The organism is Tateyamaria rhodophyticola (assembly GCF_047777875.1).
Classification (GTDB): Bacteria; Pseudomonadota; Alphaproteobacteria; order Rhodobacterales; family Rhodobacteraceae; genus Tateyamaria.
Genome location: NZ_CP180519.1, coordinates 1,025,117 through 1,049,113 on the forward strand (window position 1 = coordinate 1,025,117; position 23,997 = coordinate 1,049,113).

The following is a 23,997-nucleotide window of genomic DNA, read 5'->3' on the forward strand; positions in this document are numbered from 1 at the left end:
CATGAACGCCTCTGACATACCGGCCGCCGGACCTGCCAGGGCCCGGCGGCTTTTCGTTTACAACGGCGGTTTTCTGACCCAAAGGCGCGTGCGGCGGATCCTTGATCTCGCTGGATATCGCGTGCGCGTGGGGCGGCCGACGCCAGACGACCTGATCGGTGTCTGGGGCAACGCAGGCACTGCGCATCGCGGGCTTGCCGTGGCCGAACGGCGTCAGGTGCCGGTGGTCCGGATCGAAGATGCGTTCTTGCGCTCACTGTTTCCGGGACGCTCCGGATCGCCGCCCCTGGGGTTGCTGATTGATCACAAGGGGCTGCATTTCGATCCTGCGCAGCCCTCCGATCTGGAAACGCTGTTGGCCACGGACCCGCTCGACGATGCCGCACTGCTGGCCCGCGCACGCGGCGCGATCGAACGGATGCGCGAGGCGCATCTGAGCAAGTACACCGCCTTTGACCCGGACCACACGGTGCCCGAGCCCGGCTATGTGCTTGTTCTGGACCAGACCCGAGGCGACGCCTCGGTCGCCGCATCACATGCCGACCGGAACCGGTTCCGCGAAATGCTGTTCGTGGCGCAGGACGAACATCCCGGCGCGCGTATCGTGATCAAAACGCATCCCGAAACCCACGCCGGTCATCGCTCCGGCTACTTCACCGACGAGGATCTGAACCACCGGGTGTCCTTTTGCAGCGATCCGGTCAGTCTCTGGACTCTGATGGAAGGGGCCGTGGCCGTATACACCGTATCCTCGGGTGCGGGGTTCGAGGCGATCCTCGCCGGACACAAACCCCGCCTGTTCGGTCAACCGTTCTATGCCGGGTGGGGGCTGACGCAGGACGAATTTCCGGTGCAGCGGCGTCAGCGCACCCTGACCAAGGCGCAGCTCTTTGCCGCCGCCATGATGCTTTATCCGAAATGGTATGACCCGCACCGCGACCGCCTGTGCGATCTGGAAACCGCGATCGAAGCGCTTGCCGCCGAAACGCGCGCATGGCGGGCAGATCATCGGGGCTGGGTCGCAAGCGGCATGCGGCTTTGGAAGCGCAAGCCATTGCAGCAGGTGTTTGGCCAGTGGAAGGCCATGACATTTGAGGACACGCCCGCAAAGGCACGTGCGCAGGATCGGCCGTGGATGGTGTGGGCGGGCAAGGCGCAGGTCGGCCACGAAGACGCCGTGCGGGTCGAAGACGGCTTTTTACGGTCGCGCGGGTTGGGCGCTGACCTCGTGCCGCCCCTGTCGCTGGTGGCGGATGCGCAGGGCATCTACTATGACCCGACGCGGCCCAGTGATCTTGAACAGCTGATCCGCGCGCGCCGCAATTTGCGTCCCGATCAGGAACGGCGTGCCGAACGGCTGGTGACGGCGCTGACCCGCAACGCGCTGAGCAAATACAATCTGGGTGGCGCATTGCCCGACATGCCGGACGGTCCCGCGATCCTCGTCGTGGGACAGGTTGAGGATGATGCCTCCATCCGGCTGGGGGCGGGCGACATCCGCACCAATGCGGCGCTCTTGCACGCGGCACGCGCTGCCAATCCCGACGCCACGATCATCTATAAACCGCACCCGGACGTTGAGGCCGGTTTGCGCGCGGGCGCCGCCGATGCCAGCGGCGTTGCCGACATCATCGCCACACATGCGGATATCACGGCGCTGCTTGACCGGGTGGAAACCCTCTGGACCATGACGTCGCTGAGCGGGTTTGAGGCGCTGCTGCGCGGTATCCACGTCGTGACGACCGGCGCGCCCTTCTATGCCGGATGGGGGCTGACAGAGGACCGTGGCACGGTTCCGCCACGCCGTCGCGAGGACGTCCCGCTTTTGGGCCTGGTGCATGCGACACTGATCGACTACCCGCGCTATTTCGATCCCGTGACCCGCACCGCATGCCCGGTCGAAGTGGTCGTGGACCGGCTTGCCAGTGGCACCGTGCCCCGTCCCGGTCTTGGCAATCGCACCCTGTCGAAACTACAGGGCATCCTCGCCAGCAAGTCACATCTGTGGCGCTGACCGTACCCATTCGTGCTGAATATCCGCGCCAACCGCACAGACCCTGGTCAGCGCATAGCGCGGTGCCTCACTCAGCCGGCCAAGGCCAAGCGCGCCGATATTCGGCAAGCCTTCGGCCCCGACGGCAAGCCCTGCGGTAAACCCGACCAGCCGGTCCACCAGATCCGCATCGATCAAGGAGGCGGCCAGCGCGCTGCCCCCCTCGCAAAACACCCGCGTCAGCCCGAGACCGCCCAGCTGCGTCATGACATCGTGCGGCTCAAGCTGCCCCGCCGCCGTGGCGCACGGCACAAGCGTCGCGCCAAGATCGCGCCAGGTCTGGCACAGCATCGGGTCCGCATCCTTGCCATGGCACAGGATCACCGGCACCTCCTGCGCGGTGCGCGCCAGAACCCCCATCAGAGGCACGTCAAGCCGGCGCGAAACGACCACGCGCGCGGGCTGCGCATCAATCCCGAGCCCCCGCACGGTCAGCGACGGATCATCCTGTCGCGCCGTGCCACCGCCCACCATCACGGCGTCATGCCGCGCGCGCATCATATGCACCGCGCGCCGCGCCTCGGGCCCGGTGATCCACTGGCTTTCGCCGGTGCCCGTGGCAATGCGCCCGTCAAAACTGTTCGCCAGCTTCAGGGTCAGTTCCGGACGCCCCTGTTCTGTCTTGAGAAAGAACCCGGCCAGATCCTGTTGTGCCTCTTGGGCACATACGCCGGTTTCGACGGTGATACCTGCGGCTTGCAGACGGGCGATCCCCTGCCCGTCGACGCGTGGATCACTGTCCCTCACGGCAATCACGACACGCGCGACACCTGCCGCGATCAACGCATCGGCACAGGGTGGCGTTTGGCCGTGATGTGCGCAGGGTTCCAGCGTGACATAGACATCCGCGCCCTGCGCTGCCGCTCCGGCCTGCGCCAGCGCTTCTGTCTCTGCGTGGGGCCGTCCGCCCGCCTTGGTCCAGCCGCGCCCGACAATGCGGTCGCCCTGCACGATCACGCAGCCGACCGCCGGGTTCGGCGCCACGCGCCCCTGCCCGCGCCGACCCAAGGCCAGCGCAAGGCGCATGAATCGCGTGTCACGCGCGGGCGTCACTCGTCAGCGGACGAGTCGGGCCGCAGCTCAGCCACGAACTTGTCAAAGTCGTCCGCCGCCTGGAAGTTCTTGTAAACGCTGGCAAAGCGCACATAGGCCACCGTGTCGATACGGTTCAGCGCTTCCATCACGATTTCACCGATCTGTGCCGACTGAATGTCCGTTTCACCCATGGATTCCAGTCGCCGCACAATGCCCGAGATCATCTGATCAATCCGTTCGGGATCGATGGGACGTTTCTGCATCGAAATGCGAATAGACCGTTCCAGCTTGTCCCGGTCGAAATCTTCGCGTTTCCCGTTGGATTTGATGACCACGAGGTCACGCAACTGCACACGCTCATACGTGGTGAAACGTCCGCCGCATGCCGGGCAGAAGCGCCGCCGTCGGATCGAAACATGATCCTCAGCCGGACGGCTGTCTTTTACCTGAGTGTCAATATTGCCGCAAAATGGACAGCGCATGGCCTGTGCCCTCTTCGTTCGTCCCGCCTGTAGTGGGGTTTACCCCTTGTTCCACGAAACTATACGGCCTTGCCTAGGTTTTGGGTAGAGGGGAAATCACACCGCTACATGAGCGGTGCGACGTCATTTGCTCAGGATACGAACGCGCACCACCCGTTCGGGCAGCATGGACCGGCACTGCGCATAAGCGTGGGTCGTGCTGAAGGTGAGGCCCTGCGTACGCACATTGGTCGAGTAGGACGATTTTCGGTCGGCCACGGGCTGTGTGGTGAACACGACGCTTTTCCGGCCCGGGAAGGTTGCCGACGGCGCACGCGGCTGTGCAACGGCGATGTCGGCGCCGCGCTGGCCCAACACGTTGCGGGCAAAGATGCCCGCCGCACACCACATCTGCATACCGCCCGCGCCGTCGGCCTCGATGGCCTCAAAGCTGTTGGCGTCGATCTGGCGGACGGGGATCACGATCAACTCACGAAAAAAGAGGCTTTGCGGCAGCGCCAGCGTCGGCACAAGGACAAGCGCGAGGGCGAGGATATGATGTCTGAGCATGTGACGGCTCCTTTTCAGAACCAGTATAGCGTGAATGCGCAGATTCGCTAAGCCAGGTGCGCCACAACCTGCCGCGTCTTTGGCGCATCACGGTGTTCAAAGAGGTAAATGCCCTGCCAGGTGCCCAGCATCATGCGTCCGTCCTTGACCGGAATGCCGAGACTGACCGGCATCATCGCAGCCTTGATATGCGCGGGCATGTCATCCGGCCCCTCATAGGTGTGGGTCAGATACGACATGGCGGGATTGGAACTGGGCGGGACAAGCCGCGCAAAGAACGCGGCCAGGTCCGTTTGCACCTCGGGATCGGCGTTTTCCTGAATGAGCAGCGAACAGGACGTGTGCTGCACAAACAATGTGAGCAAGCCATCGCCCGTCACCCATGCGGCCACATCGCGGGTAAATTCATAGAGGCCCTGCCCAGAGGTGTGCAGCGTAAAGAGGCCCTGTCGCATTACCGGAAAATGCCGTCCCCAAGAGCGTCGATGACCTGTTGGGCCTTTTCCACGGACGCGGTTTCCGCGGCCTCCAGCCCGGAAACCGTGTCGGCACGGACCAGGTTGTGCGTCTTGGTCGCGCCGTCCACGTCGCGCTCGATGGTCGCGCTCAGCCGGTATTGCGGCCCCTCCGCGATCGGCGTCGGCGTGATCCGATAGCCGTTATACTCCACAACCGCGACCTCGCGCGGCGCGCCACCTCCGAACAGACGTTTCAGCAATGACATAAGCTGTCCTCCTTCGGTCCCATGTTAGGACGCAGCGCCCATGCGCGCCAGATAGGTCTCCACGCAGGTTTGCACGTGACGAAACCGGTCACCCCCCAGATGTTTGCCCCCGTACCACCGCGTCACGATCACCACATGATTGCGCAGCTCGGCCCGTTCCAGCATGCGCACAATCACCATCCCCGCACCGCTTTCGCCATCGTCATTCTTGACCGGCCCGGTGTCGAGCAGCACGGCCCATGTGTTGTGGGTCGCTTTGGCGAACTTCTTGGACCGCTTGAGATCCTTGATAAGCGCCAGCGCCGCATCCTTCGACACCGCAGAACCACCGGACACGGCATATTTTGAGCCGCGGTCAGACACCACGCCATCAATAACCGTGAGTTTCATGCAACAGGCACCCATATGGAGACGCCGCACGGATCAGTGCGGCGTCAATCAGGCGTTATTGATCGAGGAAGCTGCGCAGCTTGCGGCTCCGGCTCGGGTGCTTGAGCTTCCGCAGCGCTTTCGCCTCGATCTGGCGGATCCGTTCGCGGGTCACGCTGAACTGCTGGCCCACCTCTTCAAGCGTATGGTCGGTGTTCATGCCGATGCCAAACCGCATCCGCAGCACGCGCTCTTCACGCGGGGTGAGCGAGGCGAGGACGCGTGTGGTGGTTTCCTTGAGGTTTTCCTGAATGGCACTGTCGAGCGGCAGCACGGCATTCTTGTCCTCGATGAAATCGCCAAGCTGGCTGTCTTCCTCGTCGCCGATGGGCGTCTCGAGGCTGATCGGCTCCTTGGCGATTTTCATCACCTTGCGGACCTTTTCCAGCGGCATCTGCAGCTTGTCGGCCAGTTCTTCCGGTGTCGGCTCGCGACCGATCTCGTGCAGCATCTGACGACCCGTACGAACCAGTTTGTTGATCGTCTCAATCATGTGCACAGGAATTCGGATCGTGCGCGCCTGATCCGCGATGGACCGGGTGATTGCCTGACGGATCCACCATGTGGCGTAGGTCGAGAACTTGTAACCGCGGCGGTATTCGAACTTGTCGACCGCCTTCATGAGGCCAATGTTCCCCTCCTGAATCAGGTCGAGGAATTGCAGGCCACGGTTCGTGTATTTCTTGGCGATGGAAATCACGAGGCGCAGGTTCGCCTCGACCATTTCCTTCTTGGCCTGCCGGGCCTCCTTCTCGCCCTTCTGGACTTGCTGCACGATGCGGCGGAATTCCGAAATGTCGAGACCCACATACTGACCCACTTGCGCCATGTCGGCGCGCAGCTCTTCGACCTTTTCAGCGGAGCGTTCGATGAACATCTGCCAGCCGCGACCGGAGCGCCCGCCCATCTCGTCAAGCCAGCCGGGATCAAGCTCGCGACCGCGGTAGGCGTCCACAAATTCCTTGCGGTTGATCCGCGCCTGATCGGCGAGTTTCACGATCGAGCTGTCGATCTGCATGATGCGGCGGTTGATGCCGTAAAGCTGGTCGATCAGCGCCTCGATCCGGTTGTTGTGCAGGTGCAGGTCATTGACCAGCGCAACGATCTCGGACCGCAGCTTCTGATAGGTCTCCTCGTCGCCCGCGGAGAACGACCCGTCCTCGTTCAGCGTTGCGGAAATCCGGTTGTCCTGCATTTCGCTCAGCTGCGCATAATCGCCCGCGATCACGTCGAGCGTCTCGAGCACTTGCGGCTTGAGCGCGGCCTCCATCGCGGCAAGCGACATGTTGGCCTGTTCATCCTCGTCGTCGTCATCATCCTTGGCGATGGGATTGCCGTCGGCATCCAGCTCGGGGGTGTCTTCGGCCTTTTCTTCGGTTGTGCCAGCGGCCTGCACGACCGGTTCGGTCACTTCGCCGTCTTCGCCCATCTGATTACCGAACGTCGCCTCGAGGTCGATCACGTCGCGCAACAGGATTTCTTCGCTCAGAAGTTCGTCGCGCCAGATCGTGATCGCCTGGAAGGTCAGCGGGCTTTCGCAGAGGCCCGCAATCATCGTATTGCGGCCCGCCTCGATGCGCTTGGCAATCGCGATCTCACCTTCGCGGGACAGCAGCTCGACCGACCCCATTTCGCGCAAATACATCCGCACGGGGTCGTCGGTCCGGTCGAGTTTTTCCTGACCCGTGGCGCCCAGCGTCAGATCGCGGGTGCCTTCGGTCGTTGTCACCTCGGTCGAGCCCTTTTGCTCTTCTTCCTCGGCCTCTTCATCTTCGATGATGTTGATGCCCATTTCGGACAGCATCGACATCACGTCTTCGATCTGTTCGGAACTTACCTGATCCGGCGGCAAAACCGTGTTCAGTTGATCATATGTGATATAGCCCTTTTCGCGGGCCTCACCGATCATCTTCTTGACGGCGGCCTGGCTCATGTCGAGCGAATGGGCGTTGTCCTGGTCTTCGGTCTTGGCGTCTTCGTTTGTATCTTTCGCGGCCATGCCGGGCTCCTCTGATCAGGGCTCGTAAGCGAATCACCCCCGTGTGATTCGCTGTGGAGAATCATTTAGCGCTTTGAGTGATTCGGCCACCCATGTAGCTGCATTTTCCTAAGGTTTCGCGGCCAAAACGCATCACCGTCCGGGCTTGGAGAACCTGATTTGGTCCATCAGGGCGGCAAAGGCATCGCGTTCCTGTCGGCTGATGCGGGCGCCGTTGTCGCCCGTATCGTATTCTGCGTTGTCTTCCTGACCGCTCCGTACGGCGCGGGATGCGGCAGCGGCGGCCTGACTGAGGCGCCATGTCACGCCTTCATCTGCCACCCCTTCGAGGTCCTGCACCGCATCCGCAATCTCTGCGTCCAGTCCCCGTGCAGCGCTGAGTTTTGCGAGCTCTTCGGCCACGGTCAAACGGGCCATGTCGGCATCGCCGGGTGTGCGGACACAGGGGACAATGGCCACATGGCGCGCAGACAGCAGATTATCAAGGGCATCAGGGCCAAGTGCGCTGAATATCTTTTCGCGCAACACCCCTTCGCCATCCTCAGCGTGGCGCAGAATCAGGTCGCGCAGCGTGCGATGTTCCGGGTCGGCGCATGGCAGCGCCTCGATCCCGCTTTCGAACTCTTCCGCGATATCCGGCGTCAGGATCAGGGCCGCAAGGATCACCGCCTCGCGCAGGTGATCGGTGATTTCAAGATTGGCCTGCGCCAGTGCCGACGACTTGGTGCTGGCCAGCGCCGTGGGCGGTGCATTCCATGCGCGGCGGGCTTGCGGGCCACGCTGTGGCCTGAACAACTGCCAGCGCAGGTCCTTGATTTCCTGACCATAATGCTGGCGGATCGACGGGTCCTGGATCAGCTTGATCTTGTCACGCAGCGCCTTGTCGAGCGCGGCCTTGCGTTCGGGGCTGTCAAAATTCTTGCCCTCTGTTTCCCGCTGCCAGAGCAGCTGCACCATGGGTTGCGCCGCATCCAGCAGCTTTTGCAACGCTCCGGCCCCTTGGGATTTCAGCAGATCATCCGGGTCCTGACCGTCCGGCATCAGGGCAAAGCGCAACGACTTCCCGGCTTCAAGCGCAGGCAACGCCAGATCAATGAGTCGCATCGCCGCCCGGATGCCCGCCGTGTCGCCATCCAGTGCGATGATCGGCTCGTCCGCGACGCGCCACAACATGGCCAACTGATGCTCTGTCACCGCCGTGCCCAGAGGGGCCACAGCCGCGCCAAACCCGTGTTCGGACAGCGCGATCACGTCCATGTACCCTTCGGCCACCACCAACGGCTGCCCCTTGCCCGCCGCCGTCCGCGCCGGACCGTGGTTGTAGAGCGTGCGGCCCTTGTCGAACAATTCTGTCTCGGGCGAGTTCAGGTATTTCGCATTGTCATTCGGGTCCATCGCGCGGCCGCCAAAGGCCACGCAGCGGCCCCGCGCATCCCGGATCGGGAACATGATACGACCGCGAAACGTATCATAAGGCTTTCCGCCCTTTTGGGACGGTTTCGCCAGACCCGCACCAAGGATCAGGTCGTCTTCGACGCCCTTGGCCTTGAGCGCATCCCACAGCCCCTGCCACGCATCGGGCGCAAACCCGATTTCCCAGCGGTCCTGCGCGTCCGAACCCAAGCCGCGTCGGTTCTCAAGGTAATCGCGCGCCTCTGCCGCAGCACCTGTCTTCAGCTGCAACCGGAAATGCTGCACCGCCATTTCCATGACATCCGCCAGCAGCGTGCGCCGGTCCGCCTTTTCCTGCGCGCGCGGATCACGCTCCGGCATCGGCATCCCGGCCTCACCGGCCAGGATCTCCACCGCCTCCATGAACCCGACATTCTCCGTCTCGCGGACAAAGGAAATGGCGTCCCCTTTGGCGTGGCAGCCGAAGCAGTAGTAATACCCCTTGCGATCATCCACATGGAACGACGCGGTCTTTTCATGATGAAACGGGCACGGCGCCCAAAGATCGCCTTTGCCCTGATTGGACTTGCGCGCATCCCACATCACCTTGCGCCCGACGACCTGACCAAGGCTCAGGCGCGTGCGCAGTTCATCAAGGAATCCGGGGGGCAGGCTCATGCCCTATATATTGGGGGCTGCGCGCTCAGAGTCGAGTCACTGGTCCAGCGCATCTTCAGGCAATTGCAGGCACAGCTCGTTCCAGGCCGCGGCGAGGTCTTCGTTGCGCACCACGCGGCGCTTTTGTTCATAGACCCACGGCGAGATCAGCGGGATCGTGTTGTTGAACTTTTCCGGCCATGTCGGGTCCTGGGCCAGGATATGGTCCGACACATTGCGCTCACTCACACGGTCCAGCCGCGCTTGCTGAACGGCGGCGACAACTTCGGCCTGATACCCGCAGGACTCCGCTTTTTCATCAGCAAAAGCAGGGACCGCAAACAGCGCGGCGGCACAGGTGAGGGCAAAACGGGTCATGGGCAGGCAAGGCTCCTTCGGAATCACTGCGGCACCCTACCCGCGTGCCGCGACGCTTTCCATGGCCCTTTCCAGATCGTGAAGGAGCGTCCCCGCCATCGACCGAAACACCATCAAAAGAAAGCTGTCCGCACCAATCCGCGTCACAGAGCCATTCATATGCTGGATCATCGTGCGCGCACTGTGCCCGCGTTTGAACACCTCCGCCGACACATCCACGGGCACCAACCGCGCCAGCACATCCTCCGCCCCGGCCCCGCTGAGCGTCACGCAGGTCCACGCATCACTTTGCAGCGTCATCGCCGCATAGGCATTGAGTGCCGCAGCCGGTTCCGGCCCCCCCAGCATCGCCATGTCACGCCCGAACCAGATCGCGCGCGCGCCTGCCTTGCCCGTGGCACGGTTCGGCCCCGGCCACGCTAGCCCGTGTTCCGCCTTGAACACGTCCGCCAGCGCCTTGGCCTGCCCCTTGTAAGGCGCGATAGAGGTCAGAACGCCAAGGTCGACCTCGGTCATCGTCACGGTGCCGATGGTCCGTTCCGTCATCGCATCAAGCGGCGTTTGTGCAACCAGATCAACCACGCGCGCGCCCTCCTTCCGGGTCAAGGAACACCGGGTTGCAGATTTCCACCCGCGTGCTGATGCCCCGCAAATGGTCCACCATCCGCAGCACCTCACCGTGACGGCGCAACCCGTCCGTTACAAAGCCGAGCCCGACGAAATGGCCAAGCTCCGGCGAAAATCCAACCGACGTCACGTACCCCTGATCATGCGCCCGCACCGCTTCTTCGCCGTCGGAGTAGATCTTGGCCCCGCCGGTCAACTGCTTGACCGTGCCCACGGGTTTCAAGCCCACCAACTGTTCCCGCCCGTCTTCGACCAAACCGGGCCGTGCGGCCATCGTCTTGCCGATGAAATCCTTTTTCTCCGACAGCATCCGCGCCATGCCGATATCGCCCGCCGTCACACGCCCGTCGATTTCGGAATGGGTGATGAACCCCTTTTCGATGCGCAGCACATTCAGCGCTTCCATCCCATAGGCTCCGCCGCCGCGCGCCTCTGCCGCCGCCACCAATGCGGCAAACAGGCTCGCGCCATAACGTGACGGCACCGCCACCTCATAGGCATGCTCGCCCGAGAACGAAATCCGGAAGAGCCGCCCGGAAACACCGCCAATCGACACCGCACCGCAGGCCATGAACGGCCAGCTGTCATTGTCGATCGGCGCATCCAGCACCTCGTTCAGCAGATCCCGCGACTGCGGCCCCGCCACGGCAAACTGCGCCCATTGCTCGGTCACGGACATGATCCGCACGTCCCATTCGGGGTGTAAGGCCTGGCTGACAAACTCCAGGTGCCGCATCACCTGCCCCGCCGCCGCAGTCGTCGTGGTCATCACGAAATGCTGCGGACCCAGGCGCGCGGTGGTGCCGTCATCCATGACAAACCCGTCCTCACGCAGCATCAAGCCATAGCGCACCCGCCCCTCTTTGAGCGTCGAGAACATGTTGGTGTAGACGAAATCCAAGAGCTTGCCCGCATCCGGTCCCTGAATGTCGATCTTGCCCAGGGTCGACACGTCACACACACCCACAGTGCCGCGCACATAGCCGATCTCACGATCACAGGATTGCCGCCACGCCGTCTCGCCCGCGCGCGGGAAATAGGACGGGCGATACCACAACCCCGCGGCAATCATCGGCGCACCCATCCCGGTGGTTGCGGCGTGGCTCGTCGTCTTGCGCTCCGGCGCAAAGCCGGTGCCCTGCGCCCCGGCCCCAAGGGCCGCCAGCGCCACCGGGCTGTAGGGTGGGCGGAATGTCGTTGTCCCCGTCTCCGGAATGCCGCGCCCTGTTGCATCGGCCAGAATGGCCAACGCGGCCACGTTCGAATTCTTACCCTGATCGGTGGCCATCCCTTGGGTCGTGTACCGCTTCATATGCTCGACAGAGGCATAGTTCTCCGCCGCCGCCTGTTTGACGTCCTTCACCGTCACGTCGTTCTGAAAATCCAGCCAGGCCCGCCCCTTGCCAGGCACAGACCACAGCGGGGCAACGGCATAGGGCGTATCATCCGCCACTGGCACCTGTGCTTCGCCAACCGCAATGTTCAGGGCGGTCAGGCTCTCGCGCGCGGCCTCGGCCCCGCTCGCCAAACAGGCTGCGGTCGAAAACACGCCATGGCACGCGCCCGCCGTCAACAGGCCCGGGATTGCACCCGGTGTGGGCACAAAGGACGCGATATCCTCGGACCAGGTGGGACGCCCGTTCATGTGACAGGTCAGATGGACCGTCGGGTTCCACCCCCCCGATACGGCAAGGCAATCGGTCGCAATCTTCTGCGTGCCACCGGCCCCGTCGACCGTGATCGCCTCAAGCCCCTTGCGTCCGCTCGCATCCGTCACATGGCTGCCCGCGATCACCCGGTAGTCACCCATCGCAACCGCATCCGCACGGGCATCCACAACGGCCGCGACGTGTACCCCGGCCTCAACCATGTCGCGCGCCGTGCGGTGCGCATCGTCATTGTTTGCAAAAACGGTGACCGCCTTGCCCGGTGCCACGCCCCACCGGTTCAGATAGGCGCGCACCGCCCCCGCCATCATCACACCGGGCCGGTCATTGTTGCGAAACGCGATATGCCGTTCCAGCGCACCCGCCGCCAGAACCGACCGCCGCGCAACTATGCGCCAGAACGTCTCCTTCACACCGCCATCAGGCCGCGCGCGATGATGGCTGACCCGCTCAAGCGCGCCGAATGTGCCGCCGTCATAGGCCCCCGTGACGGTCGTGCGCATCATCACTCGCACATTCTCCATCGCCGACAGCTCCGCAACCGCCTCCGCCGCCCAGACCGCACCCGGCTTTCCATCCACCTCAAGCGTTTCGGCATTGAGCCGCCCGCCTGGCAGAAAGTCTTCATCCGCGAGGATAACGCGCGCCCCGGCCCGCCCGGCCACCAACGCGGCCATCAACCCCGCAGGCCCTGCGCCAATCACCAGCAGATCGCAAAACGCATAGGCCTTTTCATAGTGATCCCCATCCGCCTCGGCAGGCAGCGCGCCCAGCCCCGCCGCCCGCCGGATGAACGGCTCATAGACCCGCTCCCAAAACGCGCGCGGCCACATGAACGTCTTGTAATAAAACCCAGCGCCCAGGAACGGAGCGGCCAGGTCATTCACGCTCATCAGATCGAACCCAAGCGACGGCCAGGCGTTTTGCGGCTGCACCCGCAACCCGTCATGGATCTCCTGCACGGTGGCACGTACATTCGGATCTGCCTGCGCGCCGGTCCCAACCGTCATCAGTGCATTCGGCTCTTCCGAACCCGCGGTCAAAACACCACGGGGGCGGTGATACTTGAACGACCGCGCCACATGACGCACATCATTGGCCAACAAGGCAGAGGCGACCGTGTCCCCCGCAAACCCGCGATACGTATGCCCGTCGAACTGAAACGATACCCTCTGGGCCCGGTCGATCAGGCCCTTGCCCTCGACCCTCATGACGCCTCTCCCACCAGAACAACGGCCTTCACCGCGTGGCTCGACACGTTGCGCGTCACCTTCAACCACGCGCCACAGCCCGCATCATGGCTCCACAACTCATCAAGATCGCCCGCCGGGTTCTCCCGCAGATGCAGGTAGTCATCCCACGCGGCCTCCCCTGCATCGGGCGCCGGGCGCTCCAACGTAACCGCCGCCCCCTGATAGTAGAACTCGCGCCGATCCCGGTCCCCGCATATCGGACAAGCAATGCGCATCAAACGCCTTCCCGGGGACAGGTCCCCTGCTTCATCTCGCCAAAAAAACTCCCGCCGGAGGCTCCCGTCATCACCACATGCTCCTCAATGCAGATTATGTTGCGAACCGGTGGACTCTTCGTCCATGATCCCGCGCCCCGTGCGGAACCGGTCCAGCCGGTGTTTCACCGTTGTCTCATGCGGCTGCCCCGTGGCCAGCAGATGCGCAAAGGTGTGGCCCGAGGCTGGCGTGGCCTTGAACCCGCCATAACACCAGCCGCAATTGACAAAGAGGCCTTCGATATCCGTCTTGTCGATGATGAACGACCCGTCGGGCGACATATCCATCACCCCACCCCAGCTGCGCAGCATCCGCGCCTTGCCGATCATCGGCATCAACGTCATCGCCGCCTCCGCCACATGCTCGACCAAAGGCAGGTTCCCGCGGCTGGCATAGCTGGCATACATGTCCAGATCGCCCCCGAACACCAGCCCCCCCTTGTCCGACTGGCTGATGTAAAAATGCCCCATGCCATAGGTGACCACGTGGTCCAGGCACGGCTTGAGCCCCTCGGTGACAAAGGCCTGCAACACATGGCTCTCGATCGGCAGGCGCAGGCCCGCCATCGCCGCCACTTGCGACGACCGGCCCGCGGCGACCATGCCCACCTTTTTGGCCCGGATCGGCCCGCGCGTCGTCTGCACGCCCTTGACCACCCCGCCCTCGACATCAATGCCCGTGACCTCACACTGCTGGATCAGGTCCACGCCACGGTTGCTGGCGGACCGGGCAAATCCCCAGGCCACCGCATCATGCCGCGCCGTCCCGCCGCGCTTGTGATAGAGCCCGCCAAAGATCGGAAAGCGCGTCTGATCAAAATCGATCATCGGCAGCGTCTTGCGCACCTCGGACGGTGTCAGCATCTCCGCATCATCGCCCTGCCCGCGCATCATGTTGCCCCGGCGCACAAACGCATCGCGCTGACCGTCCGAATGCACCAGATTGATGATGCCGCGCTGCGAATGCATCACGTTGAAATTCAGGTCTTCCTCCAGACCTTCCCACAGCTTCAGCGAATGCGAATAGAACTCTGAATTCCCCGGCAGCATATAGTTGGCGCGCACAATCGTCGTGTTCCGCCCCACATTGCCACCGCCCAGATAGCCACGTTCGAGCACGGCCACGTTGGTGATCCCGTGCACCGAAGCCAGGTAGTGCGCCGTGGCCAAACCATGACCACCGCCCCCGATCAGCACGATGTCGTATTCCGGCTTCGGCTCGGGACTGCGCCAATGCGGCCCCCAGCCCTTGTTGCCTGTCAAACCTTCGGTCAGGATTTTCAGTCCCGAAAAGCGCATGCGCCAAACCCCCGTGATCACACCCAGAGCATCACTATCCGCACAGATGTAACAAGAAGGAACCGCGCCGCACACTTGCTTTTCGACACGGGCTGGCCTGCCAGCGACCGATTTTTGCTCACCGCGCCGTCACACCAATGTGCCTGTGCTGTAACAGAATTTGCAGCTAGGCTGACCGGACCACAAAAGGTCCACCGCCCCATGCTCCGCCTCCTTCTGCTGATTGCGCTGCTCATCCCCACGGCGCCGCTGCGCGCCCAGGACACGCAATTCGTGTCCCCCACGATCGTCATCCTCGGCGACAGCCAGATCCCCTTCGGATCAGGCCCGGTGTTCCTCGACTTTTTCGAAAACATCAAATCGCATTGCCCACCAACGCCGAAACAGGCCGATCAGTTGGAGGTGCTTGCCGACATGAAAGTTGCAGTGATCGGCGTCCGCTCCACATCGCTGCATTCCTGGACGGCAAAAATGGGCAGCGCCAAAGGCGCCATCTGCGATGTCGATCCCAAATGGAAAGTGAACGCGGGCACCTACGGCTTCATCAACACCACCGGCAACAAATACAAACAAATCGGCCAAGGCGAGGCATACCAGTTCTGCCAACCCGGCAAATCCGCGTTCCAGTCGATGTTCCGCGAAGGCTACTACACACCGAAACTGATCATGCTGTCCTTTCTCGGCAATTCCGCAAAACGCTGGGCGGGCGACTATGACCAGGCGCGCGCCGATGTCGAACGCATGAACGCGCAACTACCCGTGAATACGCCCTGCATCTTCATGACCACGGCGCCGAGCTACTCCAAAAAGATCACCGATCTGCGCCTCAAGGCACAGTCAAATATCAAACGCGCCTTTGTCGAAACCGGCAGCACATGCAGCTTTGTCGAAGGCGCAACCCCTGAAACGGTCGCCGCCAATCAGGGCAACAAGAAATACTTTCGCGTCAACAAGGCCGGCAAGGTCAAGGACCCGTACCACCCCAACGAACGCGCCGCCAAATCCTTTTTCATGATTGCGATGGACGACATCTGTTCCGCCGTTTACGCGCAAATCGACCGGGCCATGCCCGCGCTCGCCTCCCGCTGACCGGACCACGGTCCCCGTCTCTGTTCCAAAAAATCCCGGGGTCTGGGGCAGAGCCCCAGAAACACCCCCGAAATCAGACCAAACGGCCTACAGCCCTTTGGCGCGATAGCTGTCCGCCACCTTGCCAATCGCCACCAGATACGCCGCCGTACGCAGGTCATCGACATCGCCACGCGTGTGCCAGACGGATGCCATCGACTGGTACGCCGACCGCATCGTGTCATCGAGCCCGGACCGCACCAGCTCAAGCTCATCTGCACCGCGCAGGTATTTCTGTTTGAAATCTGGCGTCATGGACCACTTGTCACCCAAATGCGTGCTCAGGCGCTCCAGTTCGTCGACAACCAATTGGTGGCGCGCCTCTTCCTGACGGCGTTGCATCCGGCCAAATCGGATATGGCTCAGGTTCTTGACCCACTCGAAATAGGACACGGTCACGCCGCCGGCATTGGCGTACATGTCCGGGATGATCACCGTGCCCTTCTCGCGCAGGATCGCATCCGCGCCAGCCGTCACCGGACCATTCGCGGCCTCGATGATCAACGGCGCCTTGATCTGCGCGGCATTGCCCTGATGGATGACACCTTCCAAAGCGGCGGGGATCAGAATATCGCACGGCTCTTCGAGAACCTTGGCCCCGTCTTCGACAAATGTCCCGTCGGGATAGCCCGCGACGCCGCCATGGCTCGCGATCCAGTTGCGCACCGCGTCGACATCAAGACCACGCGGATCGCTCAGCGCGCCATCCCGCTCAATGATGCCCACGATCTTGCACCCGTCCTCTTCGGCCAGAAACTTGGCCGCGTGGTAGCCCACATTGCCAAGGCCCTGCACCACGACACTCTTGCCGTCGAGTGTGCCGGACATGCCGGACTTCTGGACCCCCTCCGCATCACGGAAAAATTCGCGCAGCGCATATTGCACGCCCCGACCGGTGGCTTCTGTACGGCCCTGGATGCCACCGGCATTGGTCGGCTTGCCCGTCACGCAGGCCACGCCGTTGATGTCGGTGGTGTTCATCCGCTTGTACTGATCCGCGATCCACGCCATCTCGCGCTCGCCCGTTCCCATGTCGGGCGCAGGTACGTTCTGCGCCGGATTGATCATGTCACGCTTGATCAGCTCATAGGCAAAGCGCCGGGTGATCAGCTCCAGCTCGTGCTCATCATAGATCCGCGGATCCACCGCCAGCCCCCCCTTGGAGCCGCCAAACGGCGCCTCGACCAGCGCGCATTTATACGTCATCAGCGCCGCCAGCGCTTCGACCTCGTCCTGATTGACGCCCATCGCAAAGCGGATACCCCCTTTGACCGGCTCCATATGTTCGGAATGCACGGAGCGATAGCCGGTAAAGGTCTGGATCTGCCCGCGCAGGCGCACCCCAAACCGCACCGTATAGGTCGCGTTGCACACCCGGATCTTCTCCTCGAGGCCAGGCGGCAGGTCCATCAACGCCACGGCACGGTTAAACATTATGTCAACGCTCTCGCGAAAGCTCGGTTCGTTGGGTGCACTCATCCGGGGTCTCCTCTCTCCGGCACGACTCAGCCATGGGGCAAGTCTGTGACGACAGGCTATGACGGTTTCGTTAACCGCGGCCAGCATATGTTTTGCATTTGTTTGATCTGGACTTGGCCGACACACGCCCCTCTGGCGCAAACAGGGGCGTTAACCACGCTGCATGGCGACAATCGCCCAGTCGCCCCCGTATTGGTTCCAATGCGATGCAAATTACCCCACACACTCCCCGTTTCTGCCCGATTTCCGCCCCATTCCCCGCCCACTACGAGGATCGGAAAAAAGGGCCTGCCGATTGGCCCGCGAACTCGAAATTGAAGGTGTGTCATGCCTCGGAAATGGACCAAAACGCGGACGATTCTGGCTGACCTGCGCAGCTCCGTTGCGCAGTTCAAACGAGACGAAGACGGGAACGCCACTTACTTTGCGATTTTCATGTTCCTTATGATGCTGACCGTTGGCGGCCTGTCCGTCGATGTGATGCGCAACGAAATGCTGCGCACACAGGTGCAGAACACGCTCGACCGCGCGGTTCTGGCGGCGGCCGACCTCGACCAGACACTGGAACCCACTGCGGTCGTGAACGACTATTTCGCCAAGGCAGGCATGAGCGATTACGCAATCAGTGTGACCGTTGACGAGGGCCTGAACTTCCGCACCGTGACAGCCACTGCGGATGCATCCTCGAAAACGCACGTGATGAACATCCTCGGTTATCCCGAACTGCCCGCCCGGGCCGTCGGGACCGCGGAAGAACGTGTGTCGAATGTGGAAATCTCCATGGTCCTCGACATCTCCGGCTCCATGGGCAGCGACAACAAGATGGAAAACCTGCAGAACGCTGCCGGTGTGTTCGTCGATACCGTGCTCAAACCGGAAACGGACGACCTGATTTCCGTCTCCCTGATCCCCTACACGGCGCAGGTCAGCGCGGGCGAAGACATCTTCAACGCCATGAACATCACCCGTTGGTCCGGTAACCCGGGCTGGTGCGTGGATTTCGAAGCCACCGACTTCAGCACTACGACCCTGCGCATGGACGGCTCCTATGAGCACATGCAGTTCTTCGACGAAGGCTGGAACTATAACGGCGACTCACGGGCCGTGAGCAATCCGGGCTGTCCGGGACGCGACGACGGGTATTTCAACTCTGACCCGGAGCAGAAAAAGCGCGGCTACGAACAGATCATCGGGTTCAGCCAGGACGCCACCACGCTCAAGAACCGGATCAACAACTACCGCGCGCGGGCCAACACCTCGATCCATATCGGGATGAAATGGGGCGTCGCCATGCTGGATCCGTCGTTCCGCCCGGTGGTTCAGGAACTTGGCCTCGACAACAAGATCGACGACGCCTTTGGCACCCGCCCGGCTCTGTATTCGGACCCCGAAACGCTCAAGACCGTGCTGCTGATGACGGACGGTCAGAACGTGAACACCACACGGATCGACGACTACTACTACAGCTGGCACAACGCCCGTGTGCACTGGACCAAATATCCGCTGCACTGGTATCTGAACAACTACGTGAACAGCAACTGGAACAACTGGCGGTACACCAAATACACGTCAGCCCAGGCGGACACGTTCCTCAACAACATCTGCTCGGCAGCCAAGGACAAGGGCATCGTTGTCTGGTCCATCGGCTTCGAGGTGACCAACTACTCTGCCGGCGTCATGCGTGATTGCGCCTCCTCGCCGTCCCACTTCTTCCGGGTGGAGGGGATTGAGATCACCGAAGCCTTCGAGGCCATCGCCAAACAGATCAACCAGCTGAGGCTGACACAATGACCCAGAGACTGCGCACCTATCTCCGCCGGTTCCGCCGGGAAGAGGACGGAGCATTCTATATGATCGAATGGGTCATTATGCTTCCGCTCCTGTTCTTCATCATGCTGTCGGCATGGGAACTTGGCCTCTACGCCTTCCGCCAGAATTTCCTTGATCGCGGCCTCGACATGGCTGTGCGGGACATCCGGCTGAGCACGGGCACCAGCTTTAGCCACGCACAGGTCAAAAGCATGATCTGTGATGATGCCGGGTTCCTCGCGGACTGCGACTCCAAGCTGACGCTTGAGATGAAGTCGGTCGACCCGCGCAACTTCAACGGCTTTGTGAACAACACCTACTGCCGGGACACCTCCGCGCCGCTGCTGCCCTCGCACGAATTCGTGCACGGCAACGACCACGACCTGATGGTGATGCGCGCCTGCTACGTCTACGACCCGGTGTTCCCACATATCGGTCTGGGCAAGCGGATGGAGGACCACGAGATGGAAGGGTATCCGATGGTATCGGTGTCCGTATTCGTACAGGAGCCCCAGTCATGATGAATGTATCCCGCTTCCTGCGCCGGTTTCGCGACAATGAACACGGTGCTGCGGCCCTCGAAACGATCATCATCATTCCGTTGATGTTCTGGGCGTACCTGTCGATGTACAGCTACTTTCACGCGTACCGAACGCATTCGCTGAACATCAAGACCGCGTATGCGATCGGGGATGTGATCTCGCGCCAGACCACGCCCATCGACCAGGCCTATCTCGAAGGTGTGCACGAGCTGGCCGCCTACATGTCCTGGACCGAGCGCAGCAGCTTTACATTGCGCATCACCAGCGTGGTCTATGACGAAGAAGCGAATGAGTATCGCCGCGACTGGTCCGAAGTGAAAGGATCGAAGCCGCCGCTCAGCAACTCGGACGTGAACAACCTGCGAAGCAGCCTGCCCGTCATGCCGGATGGTGAACGGCTGGTCCTGGTGGAAACGTTCAAGCAATACGACCCGCCGTTCAACATGGGCCTGAGCGATCACGAAATCCACAACTTCGTGTTCACCCGCCCACGCTATGCGCCGCGCGTCTGTTTCGACGAATGTGAAGGCGTCTAAAGACCGTCGCGTTCCGCAATCATGGCCGAGATCATCTCGGCCATGAATTTTGCCTGATGTCCGGGCGTCATGCCGCCCACACCGATGCGGTTGCCCAGACGCCACCACATGCCGGGCCGCCATGCCCGGTCACCCTTGGTCGCGACCTTGAGCAGGAAACCGTTTGACGGTTTGAACGCAAACATCCCGCGATCCACGCTGACGATATCCTCAACCGGGCTCAGCACGCGACCGGTCGTGTCGCGCAATTCGGTCCGGGTCAGCTCGATCACCTGCGCCGTGGCCCGGCGCATTTTCTCCGCGATCCAGATCGAACCGCCGCCCAGTACGAACAGGAATACCTGCCATCCCGGCGCGGGCGGGCTTACGATCGCCACATACAGAACGAGCACCGCAAGGATCCAGATTGATCCCACCCCAAGGATGCGCCGTCCCGCAGAGGAATGAACGATGGCGAGTACTTCGTCAGAGTGTGCGTTGTTGCCCATGGCGGCCTCGTAGCGCGCGGGCCGCGCGGCCACAAGGGTCAGCGGCGCACGATCACCTCTGCGCCCGGCGCTTCGGGTTCATCATCGACCATCTCTGCGGGAAATCCCGGTGCCGTCACGTCTAGCCCCGTCGGCTCTTCCAGCCGCTTGATGATGTTCGGGCTCAGCTCGCGCGGGCCAAACCGTGCAATCCCGTCCTTGAAGATCTCGATCAGCAGCGGGTTCAGCTCAAGTGGCACCCCCGCCCGGTCCGCCACATCCTGGAACAGGCCAATGTCCTTGGCCACGAGATCCATGGTAAAGCTGATGTCACGGCTGCCGTTCAGGATCACCTGGCTTTCGGTTTCATGCACAAAGGACGTGCCCGAACTGATCGCCATCGCCTCATACGCGACGCCCATGTCCATACCCGCCCCCTTGGCCACGGTCAGCGCTTCGGCCACGGACACAAGGTTCGCCGTGGCGAGGAAATTGGTCAGCACCTTTAGCACCGACGCCGACCCGAGGTCGCCGGTGTGCAGCACCCTGCGCCCCATCGTGGTCAAAAGCGGCAATATACGCTCGAACGTGGTACGGTCGCAGCCCGCAAAGATGCTGATATTGCCCGTGTCCGCCCGGTGACATCCACCGGACACCGGGCAATCCACGGCCGCACCGCCCTTTGCAATGACCAGCGCGCCGAGGCGCTTTACCTCCGCCTCATCGGTCGTCGACATCTCCATCCAGATCTTGCCCGGTCCCACATGCGGCAGCATGTCTTCCATCACCGCTGCCGATGCCGCAGGGCTTGGCAGACAGGTGATCACCGCGTCACAGCTTTGCATCAACGCCGCCGGGCTTTGCCCTTCGCGCGCACCCGCCGCCACCTTGGCCGCGACAAGGCCCGCATCAAGGTCGTGCACCGCCACATCATGCCCGTTCCGCAACAAACTGCCCGACAGCTTGCCACCCACATTGCCCAGCCCGATGAACCCGATTTTCATTCTGCCCTGTCCCCCTTTGGTTACACCGCAGCGGACCGTGCAAAGGGGTCGGTGTCCGTCCCGTTTGCGACATCACCGCATCAAGCCTGCGCTTTCAGCGCTCCATCACGCAGGCTCTCGCCCAGGCCGCACCCGAAATCGCGTTACCCCTTGCCCGTGTCATCCTCGTTCAGGTTGAGCAGCGACATCGCCGACTGCCCCAGGGTAATACCGGCAAATGGACCACCGTGCCGCGCATTGGACAGATCATGCGGATCAAGCGGGCCATATTCCGCGAAAATCGCCTCGGCGAACTGTTCCGCGTTGTCCTGCGGTTTGTACCCCAGATGGCGCGCACCCGAATTGTCCACCGGCGCGCGGTCGTTGTCCGACACGCCGTAGATGATCGAGAATTCCGTGATCGGCGTATCAATCGCGCGCTGCACCAAACGGACGCAATCGTCATAGCTCAGCCATGTGCCGACCGCCCGCGGATTGGTCACCTGTGCGCAGCTCAGGATGCGCAGGCACACCGCCTCAAGCCCGCGCTTTTCCCAATACATCCGGCCCAGATCTTCCGCAAAACACTTGGCCAGCCCGTAAAACGTGTCCGGCCGGTGCGGCACGTCGATGCCAATGGCTTGCGACTTGGGATACATGCCCACCGCGTGGATCGACGACGCATAAACAACCCGGCGACACCCGTTGCGATGGGCCGCCTCCCAGATGTTGTAGGCCCCGATGAAGTTCGGGCCCAACAGCTCCTCAAACGGTCCTTCATCGACAATCGCGCCGAAATGCACAACCATATCAGCGCCTTGCAGCATCTCTTCGAAGGGCGCAAGCTCGGCCAAGTCCGCTTTGACATAGGTCTCATTCGCGGCCAGGTTCGGGACGGCATCCGCAATATCGGTGCTCACGAACTCTTCGCACATCGCGGCAAGCGGTCCGCGCAGGTATGAGCCCAGCTTGCCCGCAGCACCCGTCAAAACCAGTTTCTTCAGCATCTCGTGCTCCTTTAGATAACCGCGCGTTCCAGGATTGGCGTGTTGGACAGCACGCGGTCGAAATGAAATGGCGTCAGGTCGAGGCTGCGATACCCGCCGTAGGTCAGGAATTCGGCCGTGCCGCGCCCCATTGCGGGCGATTGCTGCAACCCATGCCCCGAAAATCCGTTGAGAAAGATGAAATTCTCCACCTCGGGATGCGGCCCGAGAATGGCGTTGTGATCCAACGTGTTCATCGCATAGTGCCCGGCCCACTCCGCCGTCACCTTGATCGCTTCGAATTGCGGAATACGGGTCGCCAGCACCGGCCAGACGTGATCCTGCCAGATCGCGTGGTCCATCGTGAAATCATCATAGTCGACAGCAGGATCCGGGTCCGTATGGCCGCCCGCCTGATAAGTGCCACCGCCGTTTTCACGCACATGGACACCCGACGGGTCAATGGTCAGCGGCAGGTCGCGGTCAAGCGGCCGCTCTGCCGTGAACACCCATGAAAAGCGTTTGCGCGGCTCGACGGGGATGTCGATCCCGGCCATGGCAGCGGTGCGGGCCGCGCGTGGCCCGGATGCGTTCACCAACTGACCGCAGGCGATCACCTCGCCACTGGCCAATGTGACCGACTGGATGCGCGCGCCGTCGCGCTGGATCGAGACGACTTCGTTCTGCACATATTCGACGCCGCGTTCGCGGGCCTGCCGACGCCACCATTCAAAGACGGCGTTGCCGTCCCAATACCCCTCGTCCACCGTGTTGATGGATCCCAGAACGATGTCGTCGACATTATAGAACGGGTATGCGGCCTTGATCTCATCAGGCGCCATCAATCGCGTGGCGGCACCCGCCGCATGCTGCACCTTGATGTTGCTGCGCAGCACATCGGCAAAGGCGTCAGTGTCCGCAAGGTACATGTACCCAAAGCTGCGAATGCCCAATGCCGGAACGCGTTCGTCATCCCCCATACGCTCTCGGATGTTCTTGACGAAATCTGCGGCGAACTGGCTGATCTGTACGTTCAGCGCGGTGGAAAACTGTTGCCGCATGCAGCTGTTGGTATGGGCCGTCGAACAGCTCTCAAAGGACAGGTCACGGTCCACAACCAAAACCCGGCCTTGGAAATCATCGCTGTCCGTGAGGAACCACGCCGTTGATGACCCCATGATTGCCCCGCCGACAATCACCACATCATAGCGTGAATGTTCCGGTGTTTCCCTGTATTGTGCCATGTGCCCGCCCCTGATCCGCTGCGCA

23 protein-coding genes are annotated in these 23,997 nt (G+C 62.2%); 5 read left to right on the forward strand and 18 right to left on the reverse strand.

From position 1 onward, the window contains the following. Position 1 precedes the first annotated feature (1 nt). Complete coding sequence (locus ACERHN_RS06585) at positions 2 to 2,014, forward strand: capsular polysaccharide biosynthesis protein (RefSeq protein ID WP_415921847.1); 2,013 nt, start codon at positions 2 to 4, stop codon at positions 2,012 to 2,014. Here the strand turns inward: ACERHN_RS06585 and ribD are convergent. The 13 genes from ribD to ACERHN_RS06650 all read right to left on the reverse strand — a co-directional run bounded on the left by ribD (position 1,997) and on the right by ACERHN_RS06650 (position 14,798). Continuing rightward, positions 1,997 to 3,079, reverse strand: coding sequence for a bifunctional diaminohydroxyphosphoribosylaminopyrimidine deaminase/5-amino-6-(5-phosphoribosylamino)uracil reductase RibD (gene ribD / locus ACERHN_RS06590; RefSeq protein ID WP_415921848.1), 1,083 nt, complete (start codon positions 3,077 to 3,079; stop codon positions 1,997 to 1,999). The two genes, ACERHN_RS06585 and ribD, sit on opposite strands and share 18 nt — an antisense overlap. Positions 3,080 to 3,102: 23 nt before the next feature. Continuing rightward, on the reverse strand, positions 3,103 to 3,570 hold the full coding sequence (gene nrdR, locus ACERHN_RS06595) for a transcriptional regulator NrdR (protein ID WP_415921849.1): 468 nt from the start codon (positions 3,568 to 3,570) through the stop codon (positions 3,103 to 3,105). A gap of 123 nt (positions 3,571 to 3,693) precedes the next feature. Continuing rightward, complete coding sequence (locus ACERHN_RS06600; protein WP_415921850.1) at positions 3,694 to 4,119, reverse strand: hypothetical protein; 426 nt, start codon at positions 4,117 to 4,119, stop codon at positions 3,694 to 3,696. Positions 4,120 to 4,166: 47 nt separating this feature from the next. Beyond that, positions 4,167 to 4,574, reverse strand: coding sequence for a secondary thiamine-phosphate synthase enzyme YjbQ (locus ACERHN_RS06605; RefSeq protein WP_415921851.1), 408 nt, complete (start codon positions 4,572 to 4,574; stop codon positions 4,167 to 4,169). Beyond that, entirely contained in the window at positions 4,574 to 4,843 is a 270-nt protein-coding gene (locus ACERHN_RS06610) for an HlyU family transcriptional regulator (protein ID WP_415921852.1), read from the reverse strand. Before ACERHN_RS06610 ends, ACERHN_RS06605 begins: the two co-directional genes overlap by 1 nt. A 24-nt stretch (positions 4,844 to 4,867) precedes the next feature. Further along, positions 4,868 to 5,233: a YigZ family protein gene (locus tag ACERHN_RS06615; RefSeq protein ID WP_415921853.1), complete on the reverse strand. Its 366-nt coding sequence runs from the start codon at positions 5,231 to 5,233 to the stop codon at positions 4,868 to 4,870. A gap of 55 nt (positions 5,234 to 5,288) precedes the next feature. Then, on the reverse strand, positions 5,289 to 7,271 hold the full coding sequence (gene rpoD / locus ACERHN_RS06620; protein WP_415921854.1) for an RNA polymerase sigma factor RpoD: 1,983 nt from the start codon (positions 7,269 to 7,271) through the stop codon (positions 5,289 to 5,291). A 132-nt stretch (positions 7,272 to 7,403) separates the two neighbouring features. After that, complete coding sequence (gene dnaG / locus ACERHN_RS06625; protein ID WP_415921855.1) at positions 7,404 to 9,341, reverse strand: DNA primase; 1,938 nt, start codon at positions 9,339 to 9,341, stop codon at positions 7,404 to 7,406. Positions 9,342 to 9,377: 36 nt separating this feature from the next. After that, entirely contained in the window at positions 9,378 to 9,698 is a 321-nt protein-coding gene (locus tag ACERHN_RS06630; RefSeq protein ID WP_415921856.1) for a hypothetical protein, read from the reverse strand. 36 nt (positions 9,699 to 9,734) lie between these two features. Beyond that, entirely contained in the window at positions 9,735 to 10,280 is a 546-nt protein-coding gene (locus ACERHN_RS06635) for a sarcosine oxidase subunit gamma (RefSeq protein ID WP_415921857.1), read from the reverse strand. Continuing rightward, entirely contained in the window at positions 10,273 to 13,203 is a 2,931-nt protein-coding gene (locus ACERHN_RS06640; protein ID WP_415921858.1) for a sarcosine oxidase subunit alpha family protein, read from the reverse strand. Before ACERHN_RS06640 ends, ACERHN_RS06635 begins: the two co-directional genes overlap by 8 nt. Continuing rightward, positions 13,200 to 13,460, reverse strand: a complete 261-nt coding sequence (locus tag ACERHN_RS06645) for a sarcosine oxidase subunit delta (RefSeq protein ID WP_415921859.1) — start codon at positions 13,458 to 13,460, stop codon at positions 13,200 to 13,202. The genes ACERHN_RS06640 and ACERHN_RS06645 overlap by 4 nt, the downstream gene beginning before the upstream one ends. 84 nt (positions 13,461 to 13,544) lie before the next feature. Further along, complete coding sequence (locus ACERHN_RS06650) at positions 13,545 to 14,798, reverse strand: sarcosine oxidase subunit beta family protein (RefSeq protein ID WP_415921860.1); 1,254 nt, start codon at positions 14,796 to 14,798, stop codon at positions 13,545 to 13,547. 201 nt (positions 14,799 to 14,999) lie between these two features. Between ACERHN_RS06650 and ACERHN_RS06655 the strand changes: the two genes are divergently transcribed. Continuing rightward, positions 15,000 to 15,887: an SGNH/GDSL hydrolase family protein gene (locus ACERHN_RS06655; RefSeq protein WP_415921861.1), complete on the forward strand. Its 888-nt coding sequence runs from the start codon at positions 15,000 to 15,002 to the stop codon at positions 15,885 to 15,887. 87 nt (positions 15,888 to 15,974) lie between these two features. On the opposite strand, the gene ACERHN_RS06660 is transcribed toward ACERHN_RS06655, so the two are convergent. After that, a complete protein-coding gene (locus ACERHN_RS06660; RefSeq protein WP_415921862.1) occupies positions 15,975 to 17,405 on the reverse strand; it encodes a Glu/Leu/Phe/Val family dehydrogenase in 1,431 nt (476 codons plus the stop codon). 327 nt (positions 17,406 to 17,732) lie between these two features. Between ACERHN_RS06660 and ACERHN_RS06665 the strand changes: the two genes are divergently transcribed. Genes ACERHN_RS06665 through ACERHN_RS06675 form a run of 3 tightly spaced genes read left to right on the forward strand, consistent with a single transcriptional unit; the run spans position 17,733 to position 20,292 of the window. After that, a complete protein-coding gene (locus ACERHN_RS06665; protein ID WP_415921863.1) occupies positions 17,733 to 19,196 on the forward strand; it encodes a pilus assembly protein TadG-related protein in 1,464 nt (487 codons plus the stop codon). Beyond that, a complete protein-coding gene (locus tag ACERHN_RS06670) occupies positions 19,193 to 19,735 on the forward strand; it encodes a TadE/TadG family type IV pilus assembly protein (protein ID WP_415921864.1) in 543 nt (180 codons plus the stop codon). The genes ACERHN_RS06665 and ACERHN_RS06670 overlap by 4 nt, the downstream gene beginning before the upstream one ends. Then, positions 19,732 to 20,292: a TadE/TadG family type IV pilus assembly protein gene (locus tag ACERHN_RS06675; protein ID WP_415921865.1), complete on the forward strand. Its 561-nt coding sequence runs from the start codon at positions 19,732 to 19,734 to the stop codon at positions 20,290 to 20,292. The genes ACERHN_RS06670 and ACERHN_RS06675 overlap by 4 nt, the downstream gene beginning before the upstream one ends. On the opposite strand, the gene ACERHN_RS06680 is transcribed toward ACERHN_RS06675, so the two are convergent. The 4 genes from ACERHN_RS06680 to ACERHN_RS06695 form a co-directional block, all read right to left on the reverse strand. Continuing rightward, on the reverse strand, positions 20,289 to 20,780 hold the full coding sequence (locus ACERHN_RS06680) for a hypothetical protein (RefSeq protein WP_415921866.1): 492 nt from the start codon (positions 20,778 to 20,780) through the stop codon (positions 20,289 to 20,291). The genes ACERHN_RS06675 and ACERHN_RS06680 overlap by 4 nt on opposite strands. Positions 20,781 to 20,818: 38 nt before the next feature. Continuing rightward, positions 20,819 to 21,763, reverse strand: coding sequence for an NAD(P)-dependent oxidoreductase (locus tag ACERHN_RS06685; RefSeq protein ID WP_415921867.1), 945 nt, complete (start codon positions 21,761 to 21,763; stop codon positions 20,819 to 20,821). A gap of 143 nt (positions 21,764 to 21,906) precedes the next feature. Beyond that, a complete protein-coding gene (locus ACERHN_RS06690) occupies positions 21,907 to 22,749 on the reverse strand; it encodes an NAD-dependent epimerase/dehydratase family protein (RefSeq protein ID WP_415921868.1) in 843 nt (280 codons plus the stop codon). Between the two features lie 11 nt (positions 22,750 to 22,760). Next, entirely contained in the window at positions 22,761 to 23,972 is a 1,212-nt protein-coding gene (locus ACERHN_RS06695) for an NAD(P)/FAD-dependent oxidoreductase (protein WP_415921869.1), read from the reverse strand. Positions 23,973 to 23,997 lie beyond the last annotated feature (25 nt).

Coding starts and splice junctions, on each gene's coding strand:
- ACERHN_RS06600 (WP_415921850.1), bottom strand. CDS start 4,119: ATGCTCAGACATCATATCCTCGCCCTCGCGCTTGTCCTTGTGCCGACG.
- ACERHN_RS06650 (WP_415921860.1), bottom strand. CDS start 14,798: ATGCGCTTTTCGGGACTGAAAATCCTGACCGAAGGTTTGACAGGCAAC.
- rpoD (WP_415921854.1), bottom strand. CDS start 7,271: ATGGCCGCGAAAGATACAAACGAAGACGCCAAGACCGAAGACCAGGAC.
- ACERHN_RS06660 (WP_415921862.1), bottom strand. CDS start 17,405: ATGAGTGCACCCAACGAACCGAGCTTTCGCGAGAGCGTTGACATAATG.
- ACERHN_RS06685 (WP_415921867.1), bottom strand. CDS start 21,763: ATGAAAATCGGGTTCATCGGGCTGGGCAATGTGGGTGGCAAGCTGTCG.
- ACERHN_RS06640 (WP_415921858.1), bottom strand. CDS start 13,203: ATGAGGGTCGAGGGCAAGGGCCTGATCGACCGGGCCCAGAGGGTATCG.
- ACERHN_RS06690 (WP_415921868.1), bottom strand. CDS start 22,749: ATGCTGAAGAAACTGGTTTTGACGGGTGCTGCGGGCAAGCTGGGCTCA.
- ACERHN_RS06605 (WP_415921851.1), bottom strand. CDS start 4,574: ATGCGACAGGGCCTCTTTACGCTGCACACCTCTGGGCAGGGCCTCTAT.
- ACERHN_RS06585 (WP_415921847.1), top strand. CDS start 2: ATGAACGCCTCTGACATACCGGCCGCCGGACCTGCCAGGGCCCGGCGG.
- ACERHN_RS06610 (WP_415921852.1), bottom strand. CDS start 4,843: ATGTCATTGCTGAAACGTCTGTTCGGAGGTGGCGCGCCGCGCGAGGTC.
- ACERHN_RS06615 (WP_415921853.1), bottom strand. CDS start 5,233: ATGAAACTCACGGTTATTGATGGCGTGGTGTCTGACCGCGGCTCAAAA.
- nrdR (WP_415921849.1), bottom strand. CDS start 3,570: ATGCGCTGTCCATTTTGCGGCAATATTGACACTCAGGTAAAAGACAGC.
- ACERHN_RS06630 (WP_415921856.1), bottom strand. CDS start 9,698: ATGACCCGTTTTGCCCTCACCTGTGCCGCCGCGCTGTTTGCGGTCCCT.
- ACERHN_RS06680 (WP_415921866.1), bottom strand. CDS start 20,780: ATGGGCAACAACGCACACTCTGACGAAGTACTCGCCATCGTTCATTCC.
- ACERHN_RS06670 (WP_415921864.1), top strand. CDS start 19,193: ATGACCCAGAGACTGCGCACCTATCTCCGCCGGTTCCGCCGGGAAGAG.
- ACERHN_RS06655 (WP_415921861.1), top strand. CDS start 15,000: ATGCTCCGCCTCCTTCTGCTGATTGCGCTGCTCATCCCCACGGCGCCG.
- ACERHN_RS06695 (WP_415921869.1), bottom strand. CDS start 23,972: ATGGCACAATACAGGGAAACACCGGAACATTCACGCTATGATGTGGTG.
- ACERHN_RS06675 (WP_415921865.1), top strand. CDS start 19,732: ATGATGAATGTATCCCGCTTCCTGCGCCGGTTTCGCGACAATGAACAC.
- ACERHN_RS06645 (WP_415921859.1), bottom strand. CDS start 13,460: ATGCGCATTGCTTGTCCGATATGCGGGGACCGGGATCGGCGCGAGTTC.
- ribD (WP_415921848.1), bottom strand. CDS start 3,079: ATGCGCCTTGCGCTGGCCTTGGGTCGGCGCGGGCAGGGGCGCGTGGCG.
- dnaG (WP_415921855.1), bottom strand. CDS start 9,341: ATGAGCCTGCCCCCCGGATTCCTTGATGAACTGCGCACGCGCCTGAGC.
- ACERHN_RS06665 (WP_415921863.1), top strand. CDS start 17,733: ATGCCTCGGAAATGGACCAAAACGCGGACGATTCTGGCTGACCTGCGC.